A 19,736-nucleotide genomic window follows, 5' to 3' on the forward strand; every position below is an offset into this window, starting at 1 on the left:
AAGGCAGGCATATAGGCATCGCGCGCTTGGCAAGCAAAGCAAATGCCAGCATGAATGATGATGAGAGAGCGGCCGACTCGTGCCGCCGAAGTTGGGCGGGGCACCGGATCACCTGATGCGCATGAAGTCGTTTGCAATCATCGCCGCACTGGCGCTCTCCACTGCTATCGCCGGTTGCAGCACCATCGGCTCGCAGATATTCTCCAACAACTACGGCGCGGTCACCGACGCAGGTTATCAGCTGCCGCGCATCCCGATCGAGAAAGTGCCGATGAAGTACCATCGGCAGGAAGTGAACTACGACAGCCCGGAAAAGCCGGGCACGATCATCGTCGATACGCAGAACAAGTTCCTCTACTTCATCGAGGGCGACGGAAGGGCCATTCGTTACGGCATCGGCGTCGGCCGCGAGGGCTTCGAGTGGCATGGCACCGCCCACATTGCGCTCAAGCGCGAATGGCCGACCTGGACGCCGCCGAGGCAGATGATCCAGCGCCAGCCGGAATTGGAAAAGTTTGCCGGCGGCATGCAGCCAGGCCTGAAGAACCCGCTCGGCGCGCGCGCCATGTACCTGTTCAACAAGGGCGGTGATTCAGGCTATCGCCTGCATGGCAGCCCGGAGTGGAATTCGATCGGCAAGGCGATGTCGTCTGGCTGCATCCGCCTGATGAATCAGGACATTATCGACCTCTATGACCGCGCCTCGGTCGGCGCCAAGGTCATCGTTCTCTAGAGGCAGTTTTCGTACGCGGACCGTCTAGGCAACAACGGACGTCCCAAGCAGAAAACCGGGCAATTCGGCCCGGTTTTTTGTTGTTTGCGCGATGCGACGCCTGCTCGGTGGTCAGGACACCGCCGAGAACGAGGTGGGGGCCAAAATTTGGTTGGTGATTGTCTCGGTGATCTGGCCGTCACGCTCGGAATCTTCCCGCGCCTGTGTCCAGGCCGGGTCCTTCACGAACGCCGTCCAGCGCTCTTCGCGTTCGGCCAGCGATTCCCATGCCAGCATGTAGGTCAGGTCGTTGTTCGAAGCACCGATCAGCGTGGTAAAGAAACCCGCTTGGCGGATACCGTGCTTTTCCCATAATTTGAGGGTGATCTTGTCGAAGCGATCAAGAAGCGCCGGCAAGCGTCCCGGCAAAGCCCGGTAAACCCGAAGTTCGTAGATCATTTTGGAGTTCCTTCCGGCCGAGGCGCCGGAAGCGAAGAAATCGGACCAGATGGTCAGCAGGGTAGAATTTTAAAGGGGGCGTCAGGAGACCTGCTCGACCTGCTGCACTTCCGGCACGAAATGGCGCAGAAGGTTCTGGATGCCGTGCTTCAGCGTCGCCGTCGAGGATGGGCAGCCGGCGCAGGCGCCCTTCATATGCAGGAACACCGTGCCATTCTCGAAGCCGCGGAAGGTGATGTCGCCGCCATCCTGGGCGACCGCCGGGCGCACCCGCGTGTCGAGCAGTTCCTTGATGGTGATGACCAGCTCCTCGTCGGCCTTGTCGTAGAACTCACCGGTCTGGCTGGTCTCGGCGGCCGGGCCGGCCTTGGCCATGACGGGCGCGCCGGACATGAAATGCTCCATGATGGCGCCGAGGATCGCCGGCTTCAAATGCTGCCAGTCGGGGCCATCCTTGGTCACGGTGATGAAGTCATAGCCGAAGAAAACGCCGGTGACGCCAGGAATTTCGAACAGCCGGCCGGCCAGCGGCGAGGCGACAGCGGCGCTGTCGGCATCGCGGAAATCGGCGGTGCCTTCCAGAAGCACTTCCTTGCCGGGCAGGAATTTCAGCGTCGCCGGGTTTGGCGTCGATTCGGTCTGGATGAACATGGCCGTCTCCGTGCCCGTTTGGGCATCTAGTTTGGAACAATTCTAAATAGGCTCAATTGGCTGGACATTCAAGCGAAACGCATCGTCGGAACAGCTGGCCGGCGGAATGTTTTTTCGCGCCCATCATCGGACCGGCATCACCTGAAGAGCAGAATCTCAGGCCAGGCTGTCGATTTCCTCGTCCGACAGGTTCTGCGGCACGACAGTCACCGGGATCGGGAAGGCGGCACCCTTGCCGGCCACGGCGCCGACCAGTGGCCCCGGGCCTTCCTTGCCCGCACCGGCGGCCAGCACCAGGATGGCGATGTCCTGGTCTTCCTCGATCAATTTGTGGATCTCTTCCGTCGGCTTGCCTTCGCGCACCACCATCTCGGGCTCGATGCCGAGCTTCTGGCGCACCTTGTTGGCATAGCTGTCGAGCGCGGCGCGCGCCGTGGCGTTGGCTTCCTCGCGCATGATCTTCTCGACACCCAGCCAATGCTGGAAATCGTCCGGCACGATGACATAGAGCAGCACCAGCGTGCCGCTGGTGCTCTGCGCCCGTTTCGAGGCATAGGCGACGGCACGCTCGCATTCCGGCGTGTCGTCGATGATCGTCAGGAATTTCCTGCGATGGCCGGCTTCGCGGCTGAGGCGTTTGGAGACCATGTCTATCTACTCGGTGTCGTGCGGCCGCAATCTGCCACTGCGGGGGACCGGCGGCAAGTCGCCGGCCTTGTGCCAGTGCACCCGATGTCGCGATCAGCCCTGCAGCAGGCCGATAATGTCGCGCACCGTCTTCATCGTCGCTTCGGCCAGCACGCCGGCGCGCTCGCCGCCGTCCTTGAGCACAGCGTCGACATAGGCGCGGTCATCCGAAATGCGGCGCATCTCGCTGGCGATCGGCGCCAGTTTTTCCACTGCAAGATCGGCCAAGGCCGGCTTGAACACGGAAAACTGCTGACCGGCGAATTCCTTGAGTACATCCGCCTTCGATATCTCGGCGAGACCCGCATAGATGCCGACCAGGTTCTCCGCCTCGGGTCGGCCGGCCAGGCCGTCCAGCTCGCTCGGCAACGCTTCGGGATCGGTCTTGGCCTTGCGGATCTTCTTCGAGATGTCGTCGGCATCGTCAGTCAGGTTGATGCGCGACAAATCCGACGGGTCCGATTTGGACATTTTCTTGGAGCCGTCGCGCAGCGACATGATGCGCGCCGCCGGCCCGCCGATGACCGGCTCGGTCAGCGGGAAATAGCCGTTGACGGTCTCTTCGCCGACCTGCATCTCGACGCCGACGGCAAGGGCCGCGATGCGGTCGGAGAAGTCGTTGTTGAATTTCTGCGCGATGTCGCGGGTGAGTTCCAGATGCTGCTTCTGGTCCTCGCCCACCGGCACGTGGGTGGCACGGTAGAGCAGGATGTCGGCAGCCATCAGCGAAGGATAGGCAAGCAGGCCGAGCGAGGCGTTCTCGCGATCCTTGCCGGCCTTGTCCTTGAACTGCGTCATACGGTTCATCCAGCCGATGCGCGCCACGCAATTGAAGATCCAGGCGAGCTCGGCGTGCTGCATGACCCGCGACTGGTTGAAGACGATGTGCTTCTTCGGGTCGATGCCCGAGGCAAGGAACGCAGCGGTGATCGACCGCGTCTGATCGGCTAGGTCTTCATAAACGAGTTGGGCTGTCAGCGAATGCAGGTCGACGACGCAATAGATGCAATCGGAGGTGTCCTGCAGGGCAACGAATTTCTTGATGGCGCCGAGATAGTTGCCGAGGTGCAGATTGCCGGTCGGCTGGACACCGGAAAAGACGAGTGGCTTGAAGGCGGTCATGATTGTCCTCATGGCTTGTGGAGGGCCGTATAAGCGTGATTCCGAAAAGTTGCAGACTTTTCGGAGCCAATCGCGCGGCTGGAAACCGCGCGCGGCGAAAGTCTTGCGACGGCGCGCTTATGGACGAAGACGGCGCTGCGATCAAGACGGCGCTGCGGGCGTGTCGGGCGCTCTACTCGTCCAGGTCGGTCTTTGCGACCGGTGGCGCCGACTTGCCCGATCCCCGCTTGACGTTGCGTCGGATCATGCCGAAATCGGCGCCGCCGGTGGCAAACGCGGTGATGAAGTAGAGCAGTGCTCCGCCGGCAACCAGCGACAGCAGCGTCGTCGCCTTGACCACCAGCGGCGAGCCCGGCCCGAGCCTGACGGCGAACCAGTGCTCGGCAAAATAGAGCGCCGCTCCCATCACGATCGCCGACAGCACCAGCCGCGGAATGCGTTTCATCAGCGGCACGTCGCGCCCCCAATGGCCGCGCCGAATCAAGACGCCGAGCAGCATCAGCGCGTTGACCCAGCCGGCGACGGCCGAGGCCACCGCAATGCCGGGCGCCCCCATCCGTGGAAACAGCGTCAGTGCCGTGGTGACGTTGACCGCCACCGAGATGGCGGCAAAGATCATCGGCGTTCGCGTATCCTCGCGGGCAAAGTAACCTGGCGTGAACGCCTTGATCAGCACGAAGGCCGGCAGGCCGAGGCCGAAGATGGCCAGGATAGCCGCCACTGTCGGCGTCGAGCCGTTGGCGGCAAATGCGCCCCGCTCATAGACCAGCCGCACGATCGGCTCCGACATCACCCAGAGTGCGGCTGCTGCCGGCAGCGTCAGGAACAGCGTGAATTCCACCGAGCGGTTCTGCAGATTGGCCGCCTCGATCAGATTACCCGACTTCAGCGCCCGCGACAGTTCGGGCAACAGCACGATTGCGACCGCGACGCCGACCACGCCGAGCGGCAGCTGGTAGATGCGGTCGGCATAGGCGAGCGAGGACACTGCGCTGTTCTGCGCCGAGGCGATTGCTGTGCCGATCAGTTGGTTGATCTGGGTGATGCCGCCGGTGATCGCCGCCGGCAGCGCCAGGATCAGCAGCCGCTTGACCGCGGGCGTCATTTTCGGCCGGCGGAAGCCGATCGAGATGCCGGCGTGGCGCACCGCCACCCAGACGATCGCCAGTTGCACCAGTCCGGCGGCAAGCACGCCCCAGGACAGCCCGTAGCCGACGGTGAGGGCATCCGAGCCCTTATACCAGGCATAGGCGAGCACGCCGATCAGGATGATGTTGAGGAACACCGGTGCCACCGCGGCGGCGAAATAGCGGCGCAGCGAATTCAGCATGCCCGCCATCATCGCGCCCAGCGACATGCAGATCAGATAGGGAAACATGATCGTCGCCAGCGTCACCGTGGTGTCGAACTTCCCCGGCGTGCCGGCAAAACCCGGCGCCACCAGATAGCGCACGATCAGCGGCATCGACAGTTCCATGATGATCGTCAGCGCCAGCAGCGCCGTGAACAGCACGCCGAACACTTCCTCAGAAAAGCGCTTGGCGCCTTCGGTACCGTGGGTCTCGATCTCCTTGGCGAACAGCGGCACGAAGGCGGCGTTGAAGGCGCCTTCGGCAAACAGCCGGCGAAAGGTGTTGGGAAACTGGAAAGCGGCGTTGAAGGCATCGGCGACCGGTCCGGTACCGAGTGCGGCGGCCATCAGCATCTCGCGGCCGAAACCGAGCGCGCGGCTCATCAGCGTGCCGGAAGCGACCGTTGCGAATTTCTTGACGAGGCTCATGCTTTTGGGAACTGCCTGCGAAATTGGGACAAAGTGATGGTCGTTGTCACTCGGCCGCCGCCCTGGACTTGCCGCCGCGTTCGGGCACGATGCCTTCGAGCGTTGCCATCAGCCGATTGCGGATGGTGGCGATGCGGGCCGGGCTATCTATCTTCTGGCCAGTGAGATCGGTGACATAGAAAGTGTCGATGACCTTTTCGCCGAAGGTGGTGATGTGGGCCGATGCGATGTCGAGCGACAGGTCGGAAAGCGTTCCGGTGATCTCCGACAGCAGTCCCGGCCGGTCGAGGCCCTCGACCTCGATGACTGAAAAACGGTTCGACAGCGTGTTGCGGATTTCGGCGCGCGGCGGGATCTTGAACACCTTGGAGCCGCGCCGCGGCTTGGTGCGCTTCTCGATCATTTCCGGCAGCCAGCTCTTGCCCGACAGCACGTCCTCGATCAGCCGGCCGACACGCTCGGCACGCCGGCGCTCGTCCTCGTCGCGATCGAATTCTCTGCTGATCAGGATCGTGTCGAGGGCGCGGCCATCCGACGTCGTGAAGATCTGCGCGTCGACAATGTTGCCGCCGGCTCCGGCGCAAGCCCCGGCGATGACCGAGAGCAGACGGGGGTGGTCCTGCGCCAGCACGGTGATTTCGGTCACCGCCTCGAACTGGTGGGTCTTGACCATGGTGGCAAGCTTGTTGCCTGACACGTCGGCTTCGCGGATGAACTCGGCATGGCGCAACTGGTCTGCGAGATCGACGGTCAAAAGGTAATTCTCGTAGTGTTGGCCGACATAGCGCTTGCGGGCCTTGTCCGGCCAGTCGGCAAGCGCCTCGGCCAGAAGCTCGCGCGCCGCCGCCGTGCGCTGGGCGCGCGACACTTCCGAAAACCCGCCGGTCAGCAGCAATTCGGTCTCGTAGTAGAGCGTGCGCAGCAGCTGGCCCTTCCAGCCGTTCCAGACACCGGGTCCGACGCCCCTGATGTCGCAGACGGTGAGGATCAAAAGCAGCTTCAGCCGCTCGACCGACTGCACGATCGCGGCAAAATCCTCGATGGTCTTGCGGTCGTTGAGGTCGCGGGTCTGCGCCGTCATCGACATCACGAGGTGGTTCTCGACCAGCCAGGCCACGGTTTCGGTATCGGCCGGCGACAGCCCCATATGCGGGCAGATGCGACGGGCGATCCTGGCCCCGGCCTCGGAATGGTCCTCCGGCCTGCCCTTGGCGATGTCGTGCAGCAGTACGGCGACATAGAGCGCCTCGCGGCTCTTCTTCAGGCCCGGCATCAGCGTGTGCGACAGGGGGTGGACCTTTTCGCCGTCGCCGCGCTCGATCTCGGCCAGCACGCCGATGCAGCGGATCAGATGCTCGTCCACCGTGTAGTGGTGGTACATCGAGAACTGCATCATGGCGACGATCTTGCCGAAATCCGGGATCAGCCTGCCGAGCAGTCCGGCTTCGTTCATGCGACGCAGATTGAGTTCGGCATTGCGATCCGAGGTCAATATGTCGAGGAACAGCCGGTTGGCCTCCTCGTCGCGCCGCAGCGACTTGTTGACCAGGCCGAGCGAACGGGTCAGCAGCTTCAGCGCGTCAGGGTGGAATTCCAGACCGTGCTTGTCGGCGAACCAGAACAGCCTGAGCAGATTGACCGGATCGCGCTCGAACACCTGGTCGTCGGCGATGTTGATGCGGTGGTTGTCGACAATGAAGTCGGAAGTACCGGCCAGCTTGCGCTTGCGCCTGGAGAAAGTCAGGAAGATGCGGTTGAAGCCAGGTACGTGCTTGGCCTGCTCCTCCTCGAGCGCGGCGCAGAAGATGCGGGTCAGGTCGCCGACGTCCTTGGCAACGAGAAAGTAGTGCTTCATGAAGCGCTCGACCGCCGACAGGCCGGGGTGTGTGGTGTAGCCGAGCCGTTCGGCGATCTCGCGCTGGATGTCGAAATGCAACCGCTCTTCGGCCTTGCCGGTGAGGAAATGCATGTGGCAGCGTACCGCCCACAGGAAATCCTCGGCCTTCTGGAACTCGCGGTATTCGCCCTCGGTGAAGACGCCCTTGTCGACCAGTTCCTCACCGGTGCGCACCCGATAGAAATATTTGCCGATCCAAAACAGCGTCTGCAGGTCGCGCAGGCCGCCCTTGCCGTCCTTGACGTTGGGCTCGACCAGATAGCGGCTTTCGCCGGCCTTGGCATGGCGGTCATCGCGTTCGGCAAGCTTGGCCTGGACATATTCGGGGCCGGTCGTGCGCACCACCTCATGGTCGAACCGCAGCATCAGTTCATCATAGAGCTTTTCCTCGCCCCACAGGAAACGTGCTTCGAGGATCGAGGTGCGAATGGTGACATCGGTGCGCGACAGGCGCAGGCATTCGTCGATGTTACGGGTGGCGTGGCCGACCTTCAGCCCCAGGTCCCACAGCATGTAGAGCATGTATTCGACTGTCTGTTCGCCCCACGGCGTCTGCTTGTAGGGCAGCAGGAACAGAAGGTCGATGTCGGATCCGGGCGCCAGCGTTCCACGGCCGTAGCCGCCGACAGCGACAACGGCCATGCGCTCCGCCGAAGACGGGTTCTTGACCCGGTAGACATGGGTGACGGCGAAATCGTAAAGCGCCCGGATGATCTCGTCCATGAGGTGCGACAGCCGCGCCGCGCAGGCGCTGCCGCCGCCATCGTCCATCAGCATGCGTTCGGCAATGGCGCGCCCTTCCGCCAGTCGTCCCTTGAGCAGTTGGAGCACGCCATTGCGCGCGACCTGCCCGGAGCCGTCGCCCGCCGTGGCCGCGGTCAGCGCGGTCATCTCGCGGCGCAAGGCTTCGCCGTCGATCAATTCGTCGAGCTTCAGGGAGATTCTTGCCATATACCCAGCCGGCCTTGCCGTTTCGGCGGCGTCTATAGCGCGTTTTCGCGGCGCTGGGTATGGGGCGTTGAAAGCCGGTTCAAGACCCGGCTGAGCTCTGGCTCGGATAGATAAATGGAATGACCATTCTCCGCTTCAGTCGACAGAAATCGGCAATGCGCTTGACTATTCGCCGAGCCTCGGCTTTTACCTTCGCTATGGCTGTCTTTCTGCGTCTCCCGGTCCCGGCGGCGCACTGGATATCGCGCTTTTCCCTGAGCAGGCTTGGCAATTGGAGCGCCCTGTCGCCAAGGAACTGATCTTGTGCGCAGAGCGCAGGAACAAGCTGATAGATCGTCTCGTCTCGCAAAACCGAAAACTCGGGGTTGAAGACAAGGTCGTCGACAGCGATGCCGATCTCCTCTGTGGCCTTGATCAGGTCGAGCGCGGTTTGCCTGGAGATGATGTAGCCGGCGGTTCCTATATGTCCGGCGTCGAGTTTGGATGTGGAAAAGCCGTGACCGATGGCAATGCGCTTGCGTCGGATCACGGTCTTGCAAAAATAGCTTTCGAGCTTGACGACTTCGGCATCGGCTGGAATCCAGTCGCTGTCGCGAAGCAATGCGCCGGCTTTCGCGGCAAAGACGATGTCGTCCTCGAAGATTGCCCCGTAGCGAGCGTCGCCTTGCGCGATGGCGGCCCAGCAGGCCCGGTGACTGAGCAGGCAGGCGATCTCGCCGTCAGTCAATGGCAGCCTGTTCCGATATCCGACATTTTGCGGCAGCTGGTCCAGGTCCGGCCGATCCCGTGCGTCGATGGCCTGAACGCGTTCGAATGGGACGTCGATGCGGGCAAACTCCGCCGTCACACGGGCAAGGCGATCGGGAGACCGATCGAGATTGATGACCAGACGCTTCATTGCCAAAGAAAATCTCACCCCGGGACGCTCGCTCTCTAGCAGGCGTGGTGTTGCCGCGTGAGACTTTTTTTGGGGTGGATGGACGCGCGGTGGACCGGAGAAGAAAAGTCGAAACAGCCCTTGACCTTCCAGTTACTGGAAGCCCTATCTCCACGTCACACACCGATCCATCGAGGCATTTTCGAATGACGCATTCCGATCACGATCATCACGCGCATGGTAGCTGCTGCTCGACAAAAGGCGCGGTGCCCACCACGAAGAGCGTCGTCCGCGACCCGGTCTGCGGCATGACTGTCGATCCGGTCGCCGGCAAGGCGACGACCGAGCATAATGGCCATCCCTATCATTTCTGCAGCCAGGGCTGCCGCGCGAAATTCGTCGCCGAGCCGGAAAAATTCCTGACGGCCACCGATCCGGTCTGCGGTATGAGCGTCGACCGCGCGACAGCCAGGCACTTTGCCCGCCACGAAGGCCAGGGCTTTTACTTCTGCTCGGCCGCCTGCCAGGCGAAATTCGAGGCGGAGCCGCAAAAATATCTCGGCGACAGGCCGGCACCGCAGCCGATGCCCAAAGGCACGCAATACACCTGCCCGATGCATCCCGAAATCATCCGCGACAAGCCAGGATCCTGCCCGATCTGTGGCATGGCGCTGGAGCCGATGGGCGTACCAACGGGCGATGAAGGGCCAAATCCCGAGCTGGTCGATTTCACCAGGCGGTTCTGGGTGAGCGCTGCCTTGTCGGTCCCCCTTCTGATCATCGCCATGGCACCCATGATCGGCCTGACGTTTGAAGGTCTGGTCGAGGACCGGGCAAAAGTCTGGATCGAACTGGTCCTGGCAAGTCCGGTGGTGCTTTGGGCCGCCTTCCCCTTCTTCCACCGCGGCTGGGACTCGCTCGTCAACCGCAGCCCCAACATGTGGACGCTGATCTCGCTCGGCGTTGGTGCTGCCTATCTCTACAGCGTCGTCGCCACACTGTTTCCGGATATCTTTCCGCATCAGTTCCGCGGCCATGGCGGTGCGGTACCGGTCTATTTCGAGGCTGCTGCCGTCATCGTTGCGCTGGTCTTCCTTGGCCAGGTGCTGGAGCTCCGCGCCCGTGAAAAGACCGGCTCGGCAATCCGCGCCTTGCTTGATCTCGCGCCGAAGACCGCGCGGCTGATCGCCGCCGACGGTTCCGAAAGCGATGTGCCGCTCGATGCCGTCAAAGCCGGCGATCGCCTGCGCATACGCCCCGGTGACGCCGTGCCGGTCGATGGCACGGTGCTGGAAGGGCGATCCTCGATCGACGAATCGATGATCACGGGCGAGCCGTTGCCGGTCGAGAAGGTCGAGGGCGATGCGCTGACCGGCGGCACGCTCAACAAGAATGGTGCGCTGATCATGCGCGCTGAGAAGGTCGGCGCCGAGACGACGCTGGCGCGCATCGTCGATCTCGTCGCCAAGGCGCAGCGCTCGCGCGCCCCGATTCAAGGGTTGGCCGATCGCGTTTCTTTCTACTTTGTCCCGGCCGTCGTCCTTGTCGCGATTGTCGCTTTCATCGCCTGGGCCGTGTTTGGACCCGAGCCCAGCCTGATCTTTGCCATCGTCTCGGCGGTGTCGGTGCTGATCATCGCTTGCCCCTGTGCGCTCGGCCTCGCCACGCCGATGTCGATCATGACCGCAACCGGGCGCGGAGCGCATGCCGGCGTGCTGATCAAGGAGGCCGCAGCACTCGAACGCTTCGCTTCCGTCGACACGCTGATCGTCGACAAGACGGGGACGCTGACCGAAGGCCGGCCGAAGCTGACCGATGTCGTTGCGGCAAACGGTTTTTCCGAGGAGGAATTGCTGGCGCTTGCCGCCGGTCTGGAGAAGGGGTCGGAGCATCCTCTGGCTGAAGCCATCGTCGACGGCGCTGCTACGCGCGGCGTGACCGTTGCCGAGGCCAGCGCCTTCGAGGCGGTCACCGGCAAGGGCGTGTCCGGTTCGGTCTCGGGAAAGACGGTCGCGCTCGGCAATGCCGCGATGATGGCGGACCTTGGCGTCGACATCGCAGCCATCTCTGCCAAGGCCGAGGCGTTGCAACTCGAAGGCAAGACGGCGATGTTCGTCGCTGTCGACAAGAAGCTGGCCGGCATCGTCGCCGTCGCCGACCCTATCAAGGCAACGACGGCCGAGGCGATCAAGGCGCTGCATGAAAGCGGCTTGCGCATCATCATGGCGACCGGCGACAATGAACGCACGGCCAACGCGATCGCCAGAAGCCTCGGCATCGACGAGGTCCGCGCCGCCCTGCTGCCGGAACAGAAGGCAGCCCTTGTCGAGGAACTGCGCGCAAAAGGCGCCGGTGTTGCCATGGCCGGCGACGGCGTCAACGACGCACCGGCCCTTGCCGCCGCCGATGTCGGCATCGCCATGGGCAATGGCGCCGATGTCGCTGTCGAAAGCGCCGGTATCACTCTGGTCAAGGGCGACCTCAACGGTATCGTGCGCGCCCGCACGCTGGCGCAGGCGACGATCCGCAACATCCGCCAGAACCTGTTCTTTGCCTTCCTCTACAATGTGCTTGGCGTGCCGGTCGCCGCCGGCGTGCTCTATCCGCTCACCGGCACGCTTCTGTCGCCGATGCTGGCGGCGGCGGCGATGAGCCTGTCTTCGGTGTCGGTGATCGCAAACGCGTTGCGGCTGAGAACATTGAAACTCTGATCCAAGCCCCCAAATACGAAACCCATCCAACAGGAGACCATGAATGACCTTCGCCAAAAAACTCGTGCTGCTGCTGATGGCAGCCGGAATGCTGGTTGCCGTCTTCCTCGAAAGCGTTCCGGCGCAAAGCGAAGAGATGAAACACGACATGGGCGCCATGGCGGCGGATGCGACCAGCCCTTCGACGGAAGGCTACAAGGCGGCGATGGACAAGATGCATACCGACATGATGGCGTCCGACTATACCGGCAATGCCGATGTCGATTTCGTCAGAGGCATGATCCCGCACCATCAGGGTGCGATCGACATGGCCAAGGTCGAACTCGCCAATGGCAAGGATCCGGAAATCCGCAAGCTGGCCGAAGGCGTCATCGCCGCGCAGGAAGCCGAGATCAAGCAGATGCAGGCCTGGCTCGCCGCCCATCCGGTGAAGTAAGTCTTCAGCCATCGCCAGCGCGGCGAGAGCGCCTCTGGATTTCTCGTCCAGCCTGTGATGCGATCGGCCCAAATGGAGCCCGCCATGCCGTCGACCATCAGAACCACCAAACTGCCCTCAGGCGAAGCCGTTCAGGTGCTTGGCCAGGGCACATGGAAGATGGGCGAGGATATCAGTCGCCGCGCCGATGAGGTGAATGCTCTGAAGCTCGGCCTCGACCTCGGCATCACGTTGATCGACACCGCCGAAATGTATGCCAGCGGCGGTGCCGAGGAGGTGGTGGCCGACGCCATTGCCGGGCGCCGAGACGAGACCTTCCTGGTCTCGAAAGTTCTGCCGTCGAACGCTTCACGCGCGGGCGTGCAGCGCGCCTGCGAAAACAGCCTGAAACGCCTGCGCACCGACCGCATCGACCTCTATCTCTTGCATTGGCCCGGCAGCGTGCCTCTGACCGAAACGGTCGCGGCTTTCGAGACCTTGAAAAAGGCTGGCAAGATCCGCCACTGGGGCGTCAGCAATTTCGACACCGACGAGATGGAAGAGCTGATTGGCGTGCCCGATGGCGGCAATGTCCAGACCAACCAGGTGCTTTACAATCTGGTCCGGCGCGGCCTCGAATTCGACCTGGCGCCCTGGAGCCGGCAGCGCAACATTCCGCTGATGGCCTATTCGCCGGTTGAGCAGGGCGCGTTGGCGCGCAATGCCAGGCTCGACGCGGTCGCCGCTCGCCACGATGCGACCTCCGCGCAGATCGCCTTGGCCTGGGTGGTGCATCAGGAGGGCATCATCGCCATCCCGAAGGCCAGCAGCCGGGAGCATGTCCGCCAGAACATCGCGGCGCTCGACATCAAGCTGACGCCGCAGGACATCGCCGATCTCGACCGCGCCTTCCCGCCACCAGCGCGCAAGCGCGGGTTGGAGATGATCTGACTATGTCCCCGCCAGCCCCTTCAGCCGGTAGAGTGCTTCCAGTGCCTCGCGCGGCGTCATCTCGTCGGGATTGATCTCGCCGAGCGCCGCCCCCAGCGCATCGCTTTTGGGCGGCTTCGGCGCTTCCCGCTTCACCGCCACCGAAAACAGCGGCAAATCGTCCACCAGCCGGTTCGTCTTGCCCGAAACCTCACCTTCCTCAAGCTGGTGCAGCACTTCCTTGGCCCGGTCGACCACCGCTTCCGGCAGGCCGGCCAGCCGTGCCACCTGCACGCCGTAGGAGCGGTCGGCGGCCCCCTTGCCGACCTCGTGCAGGAAGACGACGTCGTTTTCCCATTCCTTGACCCGCATGGTCACGTTGGAGAGCCGCGCCAGCTTGCCGGCCAGCGAGGTCATTTCGTGAAAGTGAGTAGCGAAGATCGCCCGGCAGCGGTTCTTCTCATGCAGATACTCGACCGCCGCCCACGCGATCGACAGGCCGTCGAAAGTGGCGGTGCCGCGGCCGATCTCGTCGAGGATAACCAGTGCGCGCTCGCCGGCCTGGTTGAGGATCGCCGCCGTCTCGACCATCTCGACCATGAAGGTCGAGCGGCCGCGCGCCAGATCGTCCGAGGCGCCGACCCGCGAGAACAGCCGGTCGACGACGCCGATATGGGCCGATGTCGCCGGCACGAAGGAGCCGGTCTGGGCCAGGATGGCGATCAGTGCGTTCTGCCGCAGGAACGTCGATTTGCCGCCCATGTTGGGGCCGGTCAGGAGCCAGATCGCGCCGTTCCTGGCGCTGCCCTCCGGCGACAGGTCGCAATCATTGGCAACGAACGGGCCTTCGCCCGAACGGCGCAAGGCCTGTTCGACCACCGGATGCCGCCCGCCCGTAATCTCGAAGGCAAGGCTCGAATCCACCACCGGCCGGCACCAGGCTTCGCTTTCCGAAAGCAGCGCGAGCGCCGCCGACACGTCGAGCACGGCCAGCGCATCGGCGCCGGCACGGATCTTTTCCGCCTCGCCAACCGCTTCCGCCGTCAGCGCCTCGAAGGCGGTCAGTTCGATGCTCAGCGCCCGGTCGGCGGCATTGGCGATCTTGGTCTCGAGTTCGGCAAGCTCGGTCGTGGTGAAGCGCATGGCGTTGGCCATGGTCTGGCGGTGGATGAAGCGCGCCTTGGCGCCATCGCTGCCGGTCATCACCGCATGATGGTTGGCGGTCACCTCGATATAGTAGCCAAGCACATTGTTGTGCCGGATTTTCAGCGAGCGGATGCCGGTCTCGTCGATCAGCGAGCGCTCCAGCCCGGCGATCACCTTTCGCGATTCGTCGCGCAGCGCCCGCATCTCGTCGAGATCGGCATGGTAGCCGCCGCGCAAGAAGCCGCCATCGCGCTTGAGCAGCGGCAGTTCGTCGCCCAGCGCCTGGGTCAGATGCTGGGCCAGCGCCTGGGGCAGAGCATGGATGGCGGCGAGTGCCGCCGCAAGTTCCGGGGGCAGGGCGGTCGCGGCAAAGATTTCGGCGATCGCGCCTGCCGCCTCGAAGCCGGCGCGCAGCGCGCCAAGGTCGCGCGGCCCACCCCGGTTGAGCGCCAGCCTCGACAGTGCGCGCGGCATGTCAGCAACGCTCTTCAGGCTCGACCGCACCGCCTGGCAGAGCCGCGTTTCGGAACGGAAGAACGACACCGAATCCAGCCTGGCGCCGATCGCAGCCGGGTCGGTCAGCGGCGCCATCAGCCGGTCGGCGAGCAGCCTTGCGCCGCCGCCGGTCACCGTGCGGTCGATCGCCTTGAACAGCGACCCTTCGCGGCTGCCCGACAGTGTGCGCAGCAGCTCGAGATTGCCGCGCGTCGCCGGATCGATGAACAGGGTCGAGCCCTGCTCTTCGCGCTCGGGCCGCGACAGCGGCGGGCGCTCGGCCTTCTGCGTCTTCTCGACATAGGCGATGGCGCCAGAGATCGCCGACAGTTCGGCGCGCGAAAAGGCGCCAAAACTATCCGGCGTCGCCACATCGAAGAAGCGGGCGATGCGTCCCGTGGCCGAGGCCGAATCAAACAGCGACGGCGGCTGCGGGCTGGCGACGCGGCCGAGCACGTCGAACACCGGTTTCAACTCCGGATCGTGGAACACCGGCTCGGCAACGATCAGTTCGCGCGGATCGACTCGGAAGATGTCGGCCAGCAGCCGGTCGGCGGTGGTGTCGGTGACGCGGAAGGCGCCGGTCGAGATGTCGATCCAGGCCAGCGCGAAGGAGTGGTCCGCTCCGCCTTTCACCCGCCCCAGTGCCATCAGGAAGCTCGATTCCGAGGGCGCCAGCAATTTGTCCTCGGTGATGGTGCCCGGTGTCACCAGCCGCACGACGTCGCGGCGCACCACCGATTTGCCGCCGCGTTTCTTGGCCTCGGCCGGATCCTCGATCTGTTCGCAGACGGCGACGCGGAAACCCTGGCCGATCAGCTTCTGCAGATAGTCGTCGGCGGCATGCACCGGCACCCCGCACATCGGGATGTCGAGCCCTTGATACTTGCCGCGCTTGGTCAGCACGATGCCGAGCGCCCGGCTCGCCTTCTCGGCGTCGTCGAAGAACAGCTCGTAGAAATCGCCCATGCGATAGAACAGCAGCGAATCGGGGTTCGCCGCCTTGATCTCGATAAATTGCTCGATCATCGGCGTGGCGCCGGCGTGGACGGTCGGCGCCGGCGTCATCGCCTCGGGGGCGTCTGGCTCGTTCGGGCTGTGCATGTTCATGCGCGGCACGCTAGCAGATGTGATGATGCGGTTTAATGCCGGCGCTTCGAAAAACAGGGGACGACTGGACGGCAGCTTGTCCGCAATTGCCGATGCGGACGGCGATTCCCGCGCGCTGGCGGTTTACACGCGGCGGCGCGTGGTCTTAATTCGGACCGAAACAAAGCACCCGCTTCAAGGAGGTGCCGCACCGGTGAGGAAATCAAGAACATCATGGCCAGGAAAACCGAGAACAGCGGTCCGTCCGTCAGCGCGCAGGAAGCGCTCGAATTCCACGCCATGGGTCGGCCGGGCAAGCTGGAGGTCGTCGCCACCAAGCCGATGGCGACGCAACGCGACCTCAGCCTCGCCTATTCGCCTGGTGTCGCGGTTCCGGTCCTGGCCATCGCCGAGGACCCCAGCCGCGCCTTCGACTACACGACGCGCGGCAACATGGTCGCCGTCATCTCCAACGGCACGGCTATCCTCGGTCTAGGCAATCTCGGCGCGCTGGCCTCCAAGCCGGTGATGGAGGGCAAGGCGGTGCTGTTCAAGCGCTTCGCCGATGTCGATTCCATCGACCTCGAGGTCGACACCGAGGACGCCGACGAATTCATCAACTGCGTGCGGTTCCTCGGGCCCTCTTTCGGCGGCATCAACCTCGAGGACATCAAGGCGCCGGAGTGCTTCATCATCGAGCAACGCCTGCGCGAGTTGATGGACATTCCCGTCTTTCACGACGACCAGCACGGCACCGCCATCATCTCGGCCGCCGGCCTGATCAACGCGCTGGAGATCACCGGCCGCGACATGAAGACCACGAAGATGGTCTGCAACGGCGCTGGCGCCGCCGGCATCGCCTGCATCGAGCTGATGAAGGCGATGGGCTTTGCGCCGGAAAACATCATCCTGTGCGACACCAAGGGCGTCGTTTTCCAGGGCCGCACCGAAGGCATGAACCAGTGGAAATCGGCGCATGCGGTCAAGACCGAGGCGCGCAGCCTCGCCGAGGCGCTCGACGGCGCCGACGTCTTCCTCGGCCTCTCCGCCAAGGGCGCGCTGACCACCGCCATGGTGCAGTCGATGGCCAAGAACCCGATAATCTTCGCCATGGCCAATCCCGACCCGGAAATCACGCCGGAGGAAGTGGCCGAGATCCGCACCGACGCCATCATGGCCACCGGTCGTTCTGATTACCCCAATCAGGTCAACAACGTGCTCGGCTTCCCCTACATCTTCCGCGGCGCGCTGGATGTCAGGGCAACCACGATCAATGACGACATGAAGATCGCCGCCGCGCAGGCGCTGGCGGCGCTGGCGCGCCAGGATGTGCCCGACGATGTCGCCGCTGCCTATCAGGGCAACCGGCCGAAATTCGGCCCCAACTACATCATCCCGGTGCCGTTCGACCCGCGCCTGATCTCGGCCATTCCGATCGCGGTCGCCAAGGCGGCGATGGATTCAGGCGTCGCCCGCAAGCCGATCCTCGATCTCGACCGTTACGCGCAGGAGCTGTCGGCCCGCCGCGACCCGATCGCCTCGACCCTGCAGCGCATCTACGACCGGGTGCGCCGCCAGCCCAAGCGCATCGTCTTCGCCGAGGGCGAGGAGGAGCAGGTCATGCGTGCCGCCGTCTCCTATGTGAACCAGAAGCTCGGCACCGCCATCCTGCTCGGACGCGACGACGTCATCAAGGAGAACGCCAAGCACGCCGGCATCGACCTCAACAAGCAAGGCATCGAGATCATCAATGCAAGGTTGTCGCGCCGCAACGGCATCTACACCGACTATCTCTACGAGCGCATGCAGCGCAAAGGCTTCCTGTTCCGCGACTGCCAGCGGCTGATCAACAACGATCGCAACCACTTTGCCGCCTGCATGGTGGCGCTGGGCGACGCCGACGGCATCGTCACCGGAGTCACCCGCAACTATTCGACCGCGCTCGACGACATCCGCCGCGTCATCGACGCCAAGCCCGGCCACCGCGTCATCGGCGTCTCGATCGTGCTGGCGCGAGGCAAGACCGTGCTGGTCGCCGACACCGCCGTGCACGATATGCCGAATGCCGAGCAGATCGCCGACATCGCCGAGGAGGCCGCGGGCTTTGCCCGCCGCATGGGTTATGAGCCGAGGCTCGCCATGCTCGCCTATTCCACCTTCGGCCATCCACAGGGCGAGCGCTCCGAACGCGTCCAGGAAGCGGTGCGCATCCTCGACAAGCGCCGCGTCGATTTCGAATATGACGGCGAAATGGCCGCCGACGTGGCGCTCAACGCGCGGGCCATGGCGCAATATCCGTTCATAAGGCTGACCGGCCCGGCCAATGTGCTGATCATGCCGGCGTTCCACTCGGCCTCGATCTCGACCAAGATGCTGCAGGAACTCGGCGGCTCGACCGTGATCGGCCCGCTGCTGGTGGGACTGAACAAGCCGGTTCAGATCGTGTCGCTGAACGCCAAGGACTCGGACATCGTCAACATGGCGGCGATCGCGGCGTATACGGCGGGGACTTGAGCGGCGAGCCTTAGCGGTGAGTCCGGGAGGCGTTCAGCCCGGCGCGAACACGCGCGCGGCCTCGACGACCTCGTCCACCTGATCCTGCCGCAGCAAGTCGATCGGGACGCGGCCGTCGAGCTGCGCCGAGGGGCGAGTCAGCCACAGCCACACCAGTCTGGGATTGCTGATCAGCGACAGCACGTCGCGAATGCCCGCTACCGGCCGGCCGTCGACGAACTGCGCCAGCGGGAAGACATGTTTGCGGCCGCCCTTGCGCAAGGCGATGACCTCGCCCCGCCGCTGCCAGCGGTGCAGGGTCGAGCGGGCGATACGCAAATTCTCTTCCAGATAGGTCGAGCCGGCGACGCGGCCCGCCCAGTCCTCGATCAGCATCGATTCGAGATCGTCGGATTTTGGCAGCGAAGGAGGCTCGACATCGGCCAACGGGGTCGTCGGCGGATTGATCACGCCGGCTATACCGGCTTCGCTGCGGCGCGCGGCTTCCGCCGCCAGCGCGCGCACGAATTTCGAGGCCAGGCCGGGCAGGTCGGTATGGATGGCGTCGATAGCGCGCTGGTGCTTCGGTGACAGCAAGGTGACGGCGGACGCTATGCTGCCGGCGATTTTGCCGACCGAGACCATGGTGGGCTTGTTGATGGTCTCGTCATAGTGGGCAAGCGCGCGTTCGACGTCTTCGGCGACCATCTCGGCGAAGTCGTCCTGCTTGAGGCCCTGGATCTGAAATCTGTTCATACATCTGTCTTCTGGGCCGCGCTCTCCTCCCACAGCTGCGGCCGGCTTTTGAATCTCTAGAGCGTAAAGCGGAAATCGCGACGGCAACAGATGCTGCGGCCCGACAGCTCGCTGTCTTGCATTTCTTGACATCCCAACTGGCTGTTGGCGCCCCGAAAGGTCAGTCGCGGGGCGCCAGATTGCGTGTAGGTGCGATGTGTGACAGCCGCGCGACGGTGAGAAGCGGAGGCGGCCTTCCCTTCTCCCCCTGTGGGAGAAGGTGGATTGGCGCGCAGCGCCAAGACGGTTGAGGGGTGTTGGACGGAGTACCGTCAGTGCCAAGCTGGAGCACCCCTCATCCGTCGCCTTCGGCGACACCTTCTCCCACAGGGGGAGAAGGGAAGAGCTTTCTCTACAGCAACCCCGCCTGCTCAGCCTCGCGGCGCAGATTCTGCCGTGGCCTGGGGCCGATCTGCTGGATCACCAATCCGGCCGCCAGTGAGCCAAGGTCGCCGCAAGTCTGCAGGTCGCGGCCTTGCGTGTAGCCATGCAGGAAGCCGGCGGCATAGAGATCGCCGGCGCCCGT

Annotated in this window: 15 protein-coding genes; 5 read left to right on the forward strand and 10 right to left on the reverse strand. The window is 63.9% G+C overall.

What is annotated here, in order from left to right; genetic code table 11:
- Window positions 1-115: 115 nt before the first annotated feature.
- Window positions 116-733 (forward strand): L,D-transpeptidase, encoded by a 618-nt coding sequence (locus AC0L3E_RS32270; protein WP_127269476.1) that lies wholly within the window; start codon window positions 116-118, stop codon window positions 731-733.
- A gap of 111 nt (window positions 734-844) precedes the next feature.
- Here AC0L3E_RS32270 and AC0L3E_RS32275 read toward each other — a convergent pair whose 3' ends face one another.
- The 7 genes from AC0L3E_RS32275 to AC0L3E_RS32305 form a co-directional block, all read right to left on the reverse strand.
- Complete coding sequence (locus AC0L3E_RS32275; protein WP_127269475.1) at window positions 845-1,171, reverse strand: NIPSNAP family protein; 327 nt, start codon at window positions 1,169-1,171, stop codon at window positions 845-847.
- Between the two features lie 81 nt (window positions 1,172-1,252).
- Window positions 1,253-1,822 carry a NifU family protein gene (locus AC0L3E_RS32280; protein ID WP_023811631.1) on the reverse strand — a complete coding sequence of 190 codons (570 nt, stop codon included), beginning with the start codon at window positions 1,820-1,822 and terminating at the stop codon, window positions 1,253-1,255.
- Between the two features lie 156 nt (window positions 1,823-1,978).
- Window positions 1,979-2,470, reverse strand: coding sequence for a universal stress protein (locus tag AC0L3E_RS32285; RefSeq protein WP_013528063.1), 492 nt, complete (start codon window positions 2,468-2,470; stop codon window positions 1,979-1,981).
- 93 nt (window positions 2,471-2,563) lie between these two features.
- Window positions 2,564-3,631, reverse strand: coding sequence for a tryptophan--tRNA ligase (gene trpS, locus AC0L3E_RS32290; protein ID WP_127332038.1), 1,068 nt, complete (start codon window positions 3,629-3,631; stop codon window positions 2,564-2,566).
- 172 nt (window positions 3,632-3,803) lie between these two features.
- A complete protein-coding gene (gene murJ / locus AC0L3E_RS32295) occupies window positions 3,804-5,411 on the reverse strand; it encodes a murein biosynthesis integral membrane protein MurJ (protein ID WP_473606599.1) in 1,608 nt (535 codons plus the stop codon).
- Window positions 5,412-5,457: 46 nt separating this feature from the next.
- Window positions 5,458-8,259, reverse strand: coding sequence for a [protein-PII] uridylyltransferase (locus tag AC0L3E_RS32300; RefSeq protein WP_128307711.1), 2,802 nt, complete (start codon window positions 8,257-8,259; stop codon window positions 5,458-5,460).
- A 79-nt stretch (window positions 8,260-8,338) separates the two neighbouring features.
- On the reverse strand, window positions 8,339-9,157 hold the full coding sequence (locus tag AC0L3E_RS32305) for a glycosyltransferase family 25 protein (protein ID WP_473606602.1): 819 nt from the start codon (window positions 9,155-9,157) through the stop codon (window positions 8,339-8,341).
- Between the two features lie 185 nt (window positions 9,158-9,342).
- Between AC0L3E_RS32305 and AC0L3E_RS32310 the strand changes: the two genes are divergently transcribed.
- The 3 genes from AC0L3E_RS32310 to AC0L3E_RS32320 all read left to right on the forward strand — a co-directional run bounded on the left by AC0L3E_RS32310 (window position 9,343) and on the right by AC0L3E_RS32320 (window position 13,213).
- Entirely contained in the window at window positions 9,343-11,847 is a 2,505-nt protein-coding gene (locus AC0L3E_RS32310) for a heavy metal translocating P-type ATPase (RefSeq protein ID WP_473606600.1), read from the forward strand.
- Between the two features lie 43 nt (window positions 11,848-11,890).
- A complete protein-coding gene (copM, locus tag AC0L3E_RS32315) occupies window positions 11,891-12,283 on the forward strand; it encodes a CopM family metallochaperone (protein WP_128307710.1) in 393 nt (130 codons plus the stop codon).
- A gap of 84 nt (window positions 12,284-12,367) precedes the next feature.
- The gene (locus AC0L3E_RS32320) at window positions 12,368-13,213 is read left to right on the forward strand and encodes an aldo/keto reductase (RefSeq protein ID WP_473606601.1); all 846 of its coding nucleotides are present in this window, start codon (window positions 12,368-12,370) and stop codon (window positions 13,211-13,213) included.
- Here AC0L3E_RS32320 and mutS read toward each other — a convergent pair whose 3' ends face one another.
- Complete coding sequence (gene mutS / locus AC0L3E_RS32325) at window positions 13,214-15,943, reverse strand: DNA mismatch repair protein MutS (RefSeq protein WP_128307709.1); 2,730 nt, start codon at window positions 15,941-15,943, stop codon at window positions 13,214-13,216. It lies immediately after the preceding gene.
- Window positions 15,944-16,156: 213 nt separating this feature from the next.
- On the opposite strand from mutS, the gene AC0L3E_RS32330 reads away from it, so the two are divergent.
- Entirely contained in the window at window positions 16,157-18,436 is a 2,280-nt protein-coding gene (locus tag AC0L3E_RS32330) for an NADP-dependent malic enzyme (RefSeq protein ID WP_128307708.1), read from the forward strand.
- Window positions 18,437-18,469: 33 nt separating this feature from the next.
- On the opposite strand, the gene AC0L3E_RS32335 is transcribed toward AC0L3E_RS32330, so the two are convergent.
- Both AC0L3E_RS32335 and AC0L3E_RS32340 read right to left on the reverse strand, forming a co-directional pair.
- A complete protein-coding gene (locus AC0L3E_RS32335; RefSeq protein WP_128307707.1) occupies window positions 18,470-19,171 on the reverse strand; it encodes an antitoxin Xre/MbcA/ParS-like domain-containing protein in 702 nt (233 codons plus the stop codon).
- A gap of 391 nt (window positions 19,172-19,562) precedes the next feature.
- On the reverse strand, window positions 19,563-19,736 hold a 174-nt coding region (locus AC0L3E_RS32340; RefSeq protein ID WP_473606603.1), incomplete at its 5' end, for a PfkB family carbohydrate kinase.

Source organism: Mesorhizobium sp. WSM4822, from assembly GCF_055811155.1.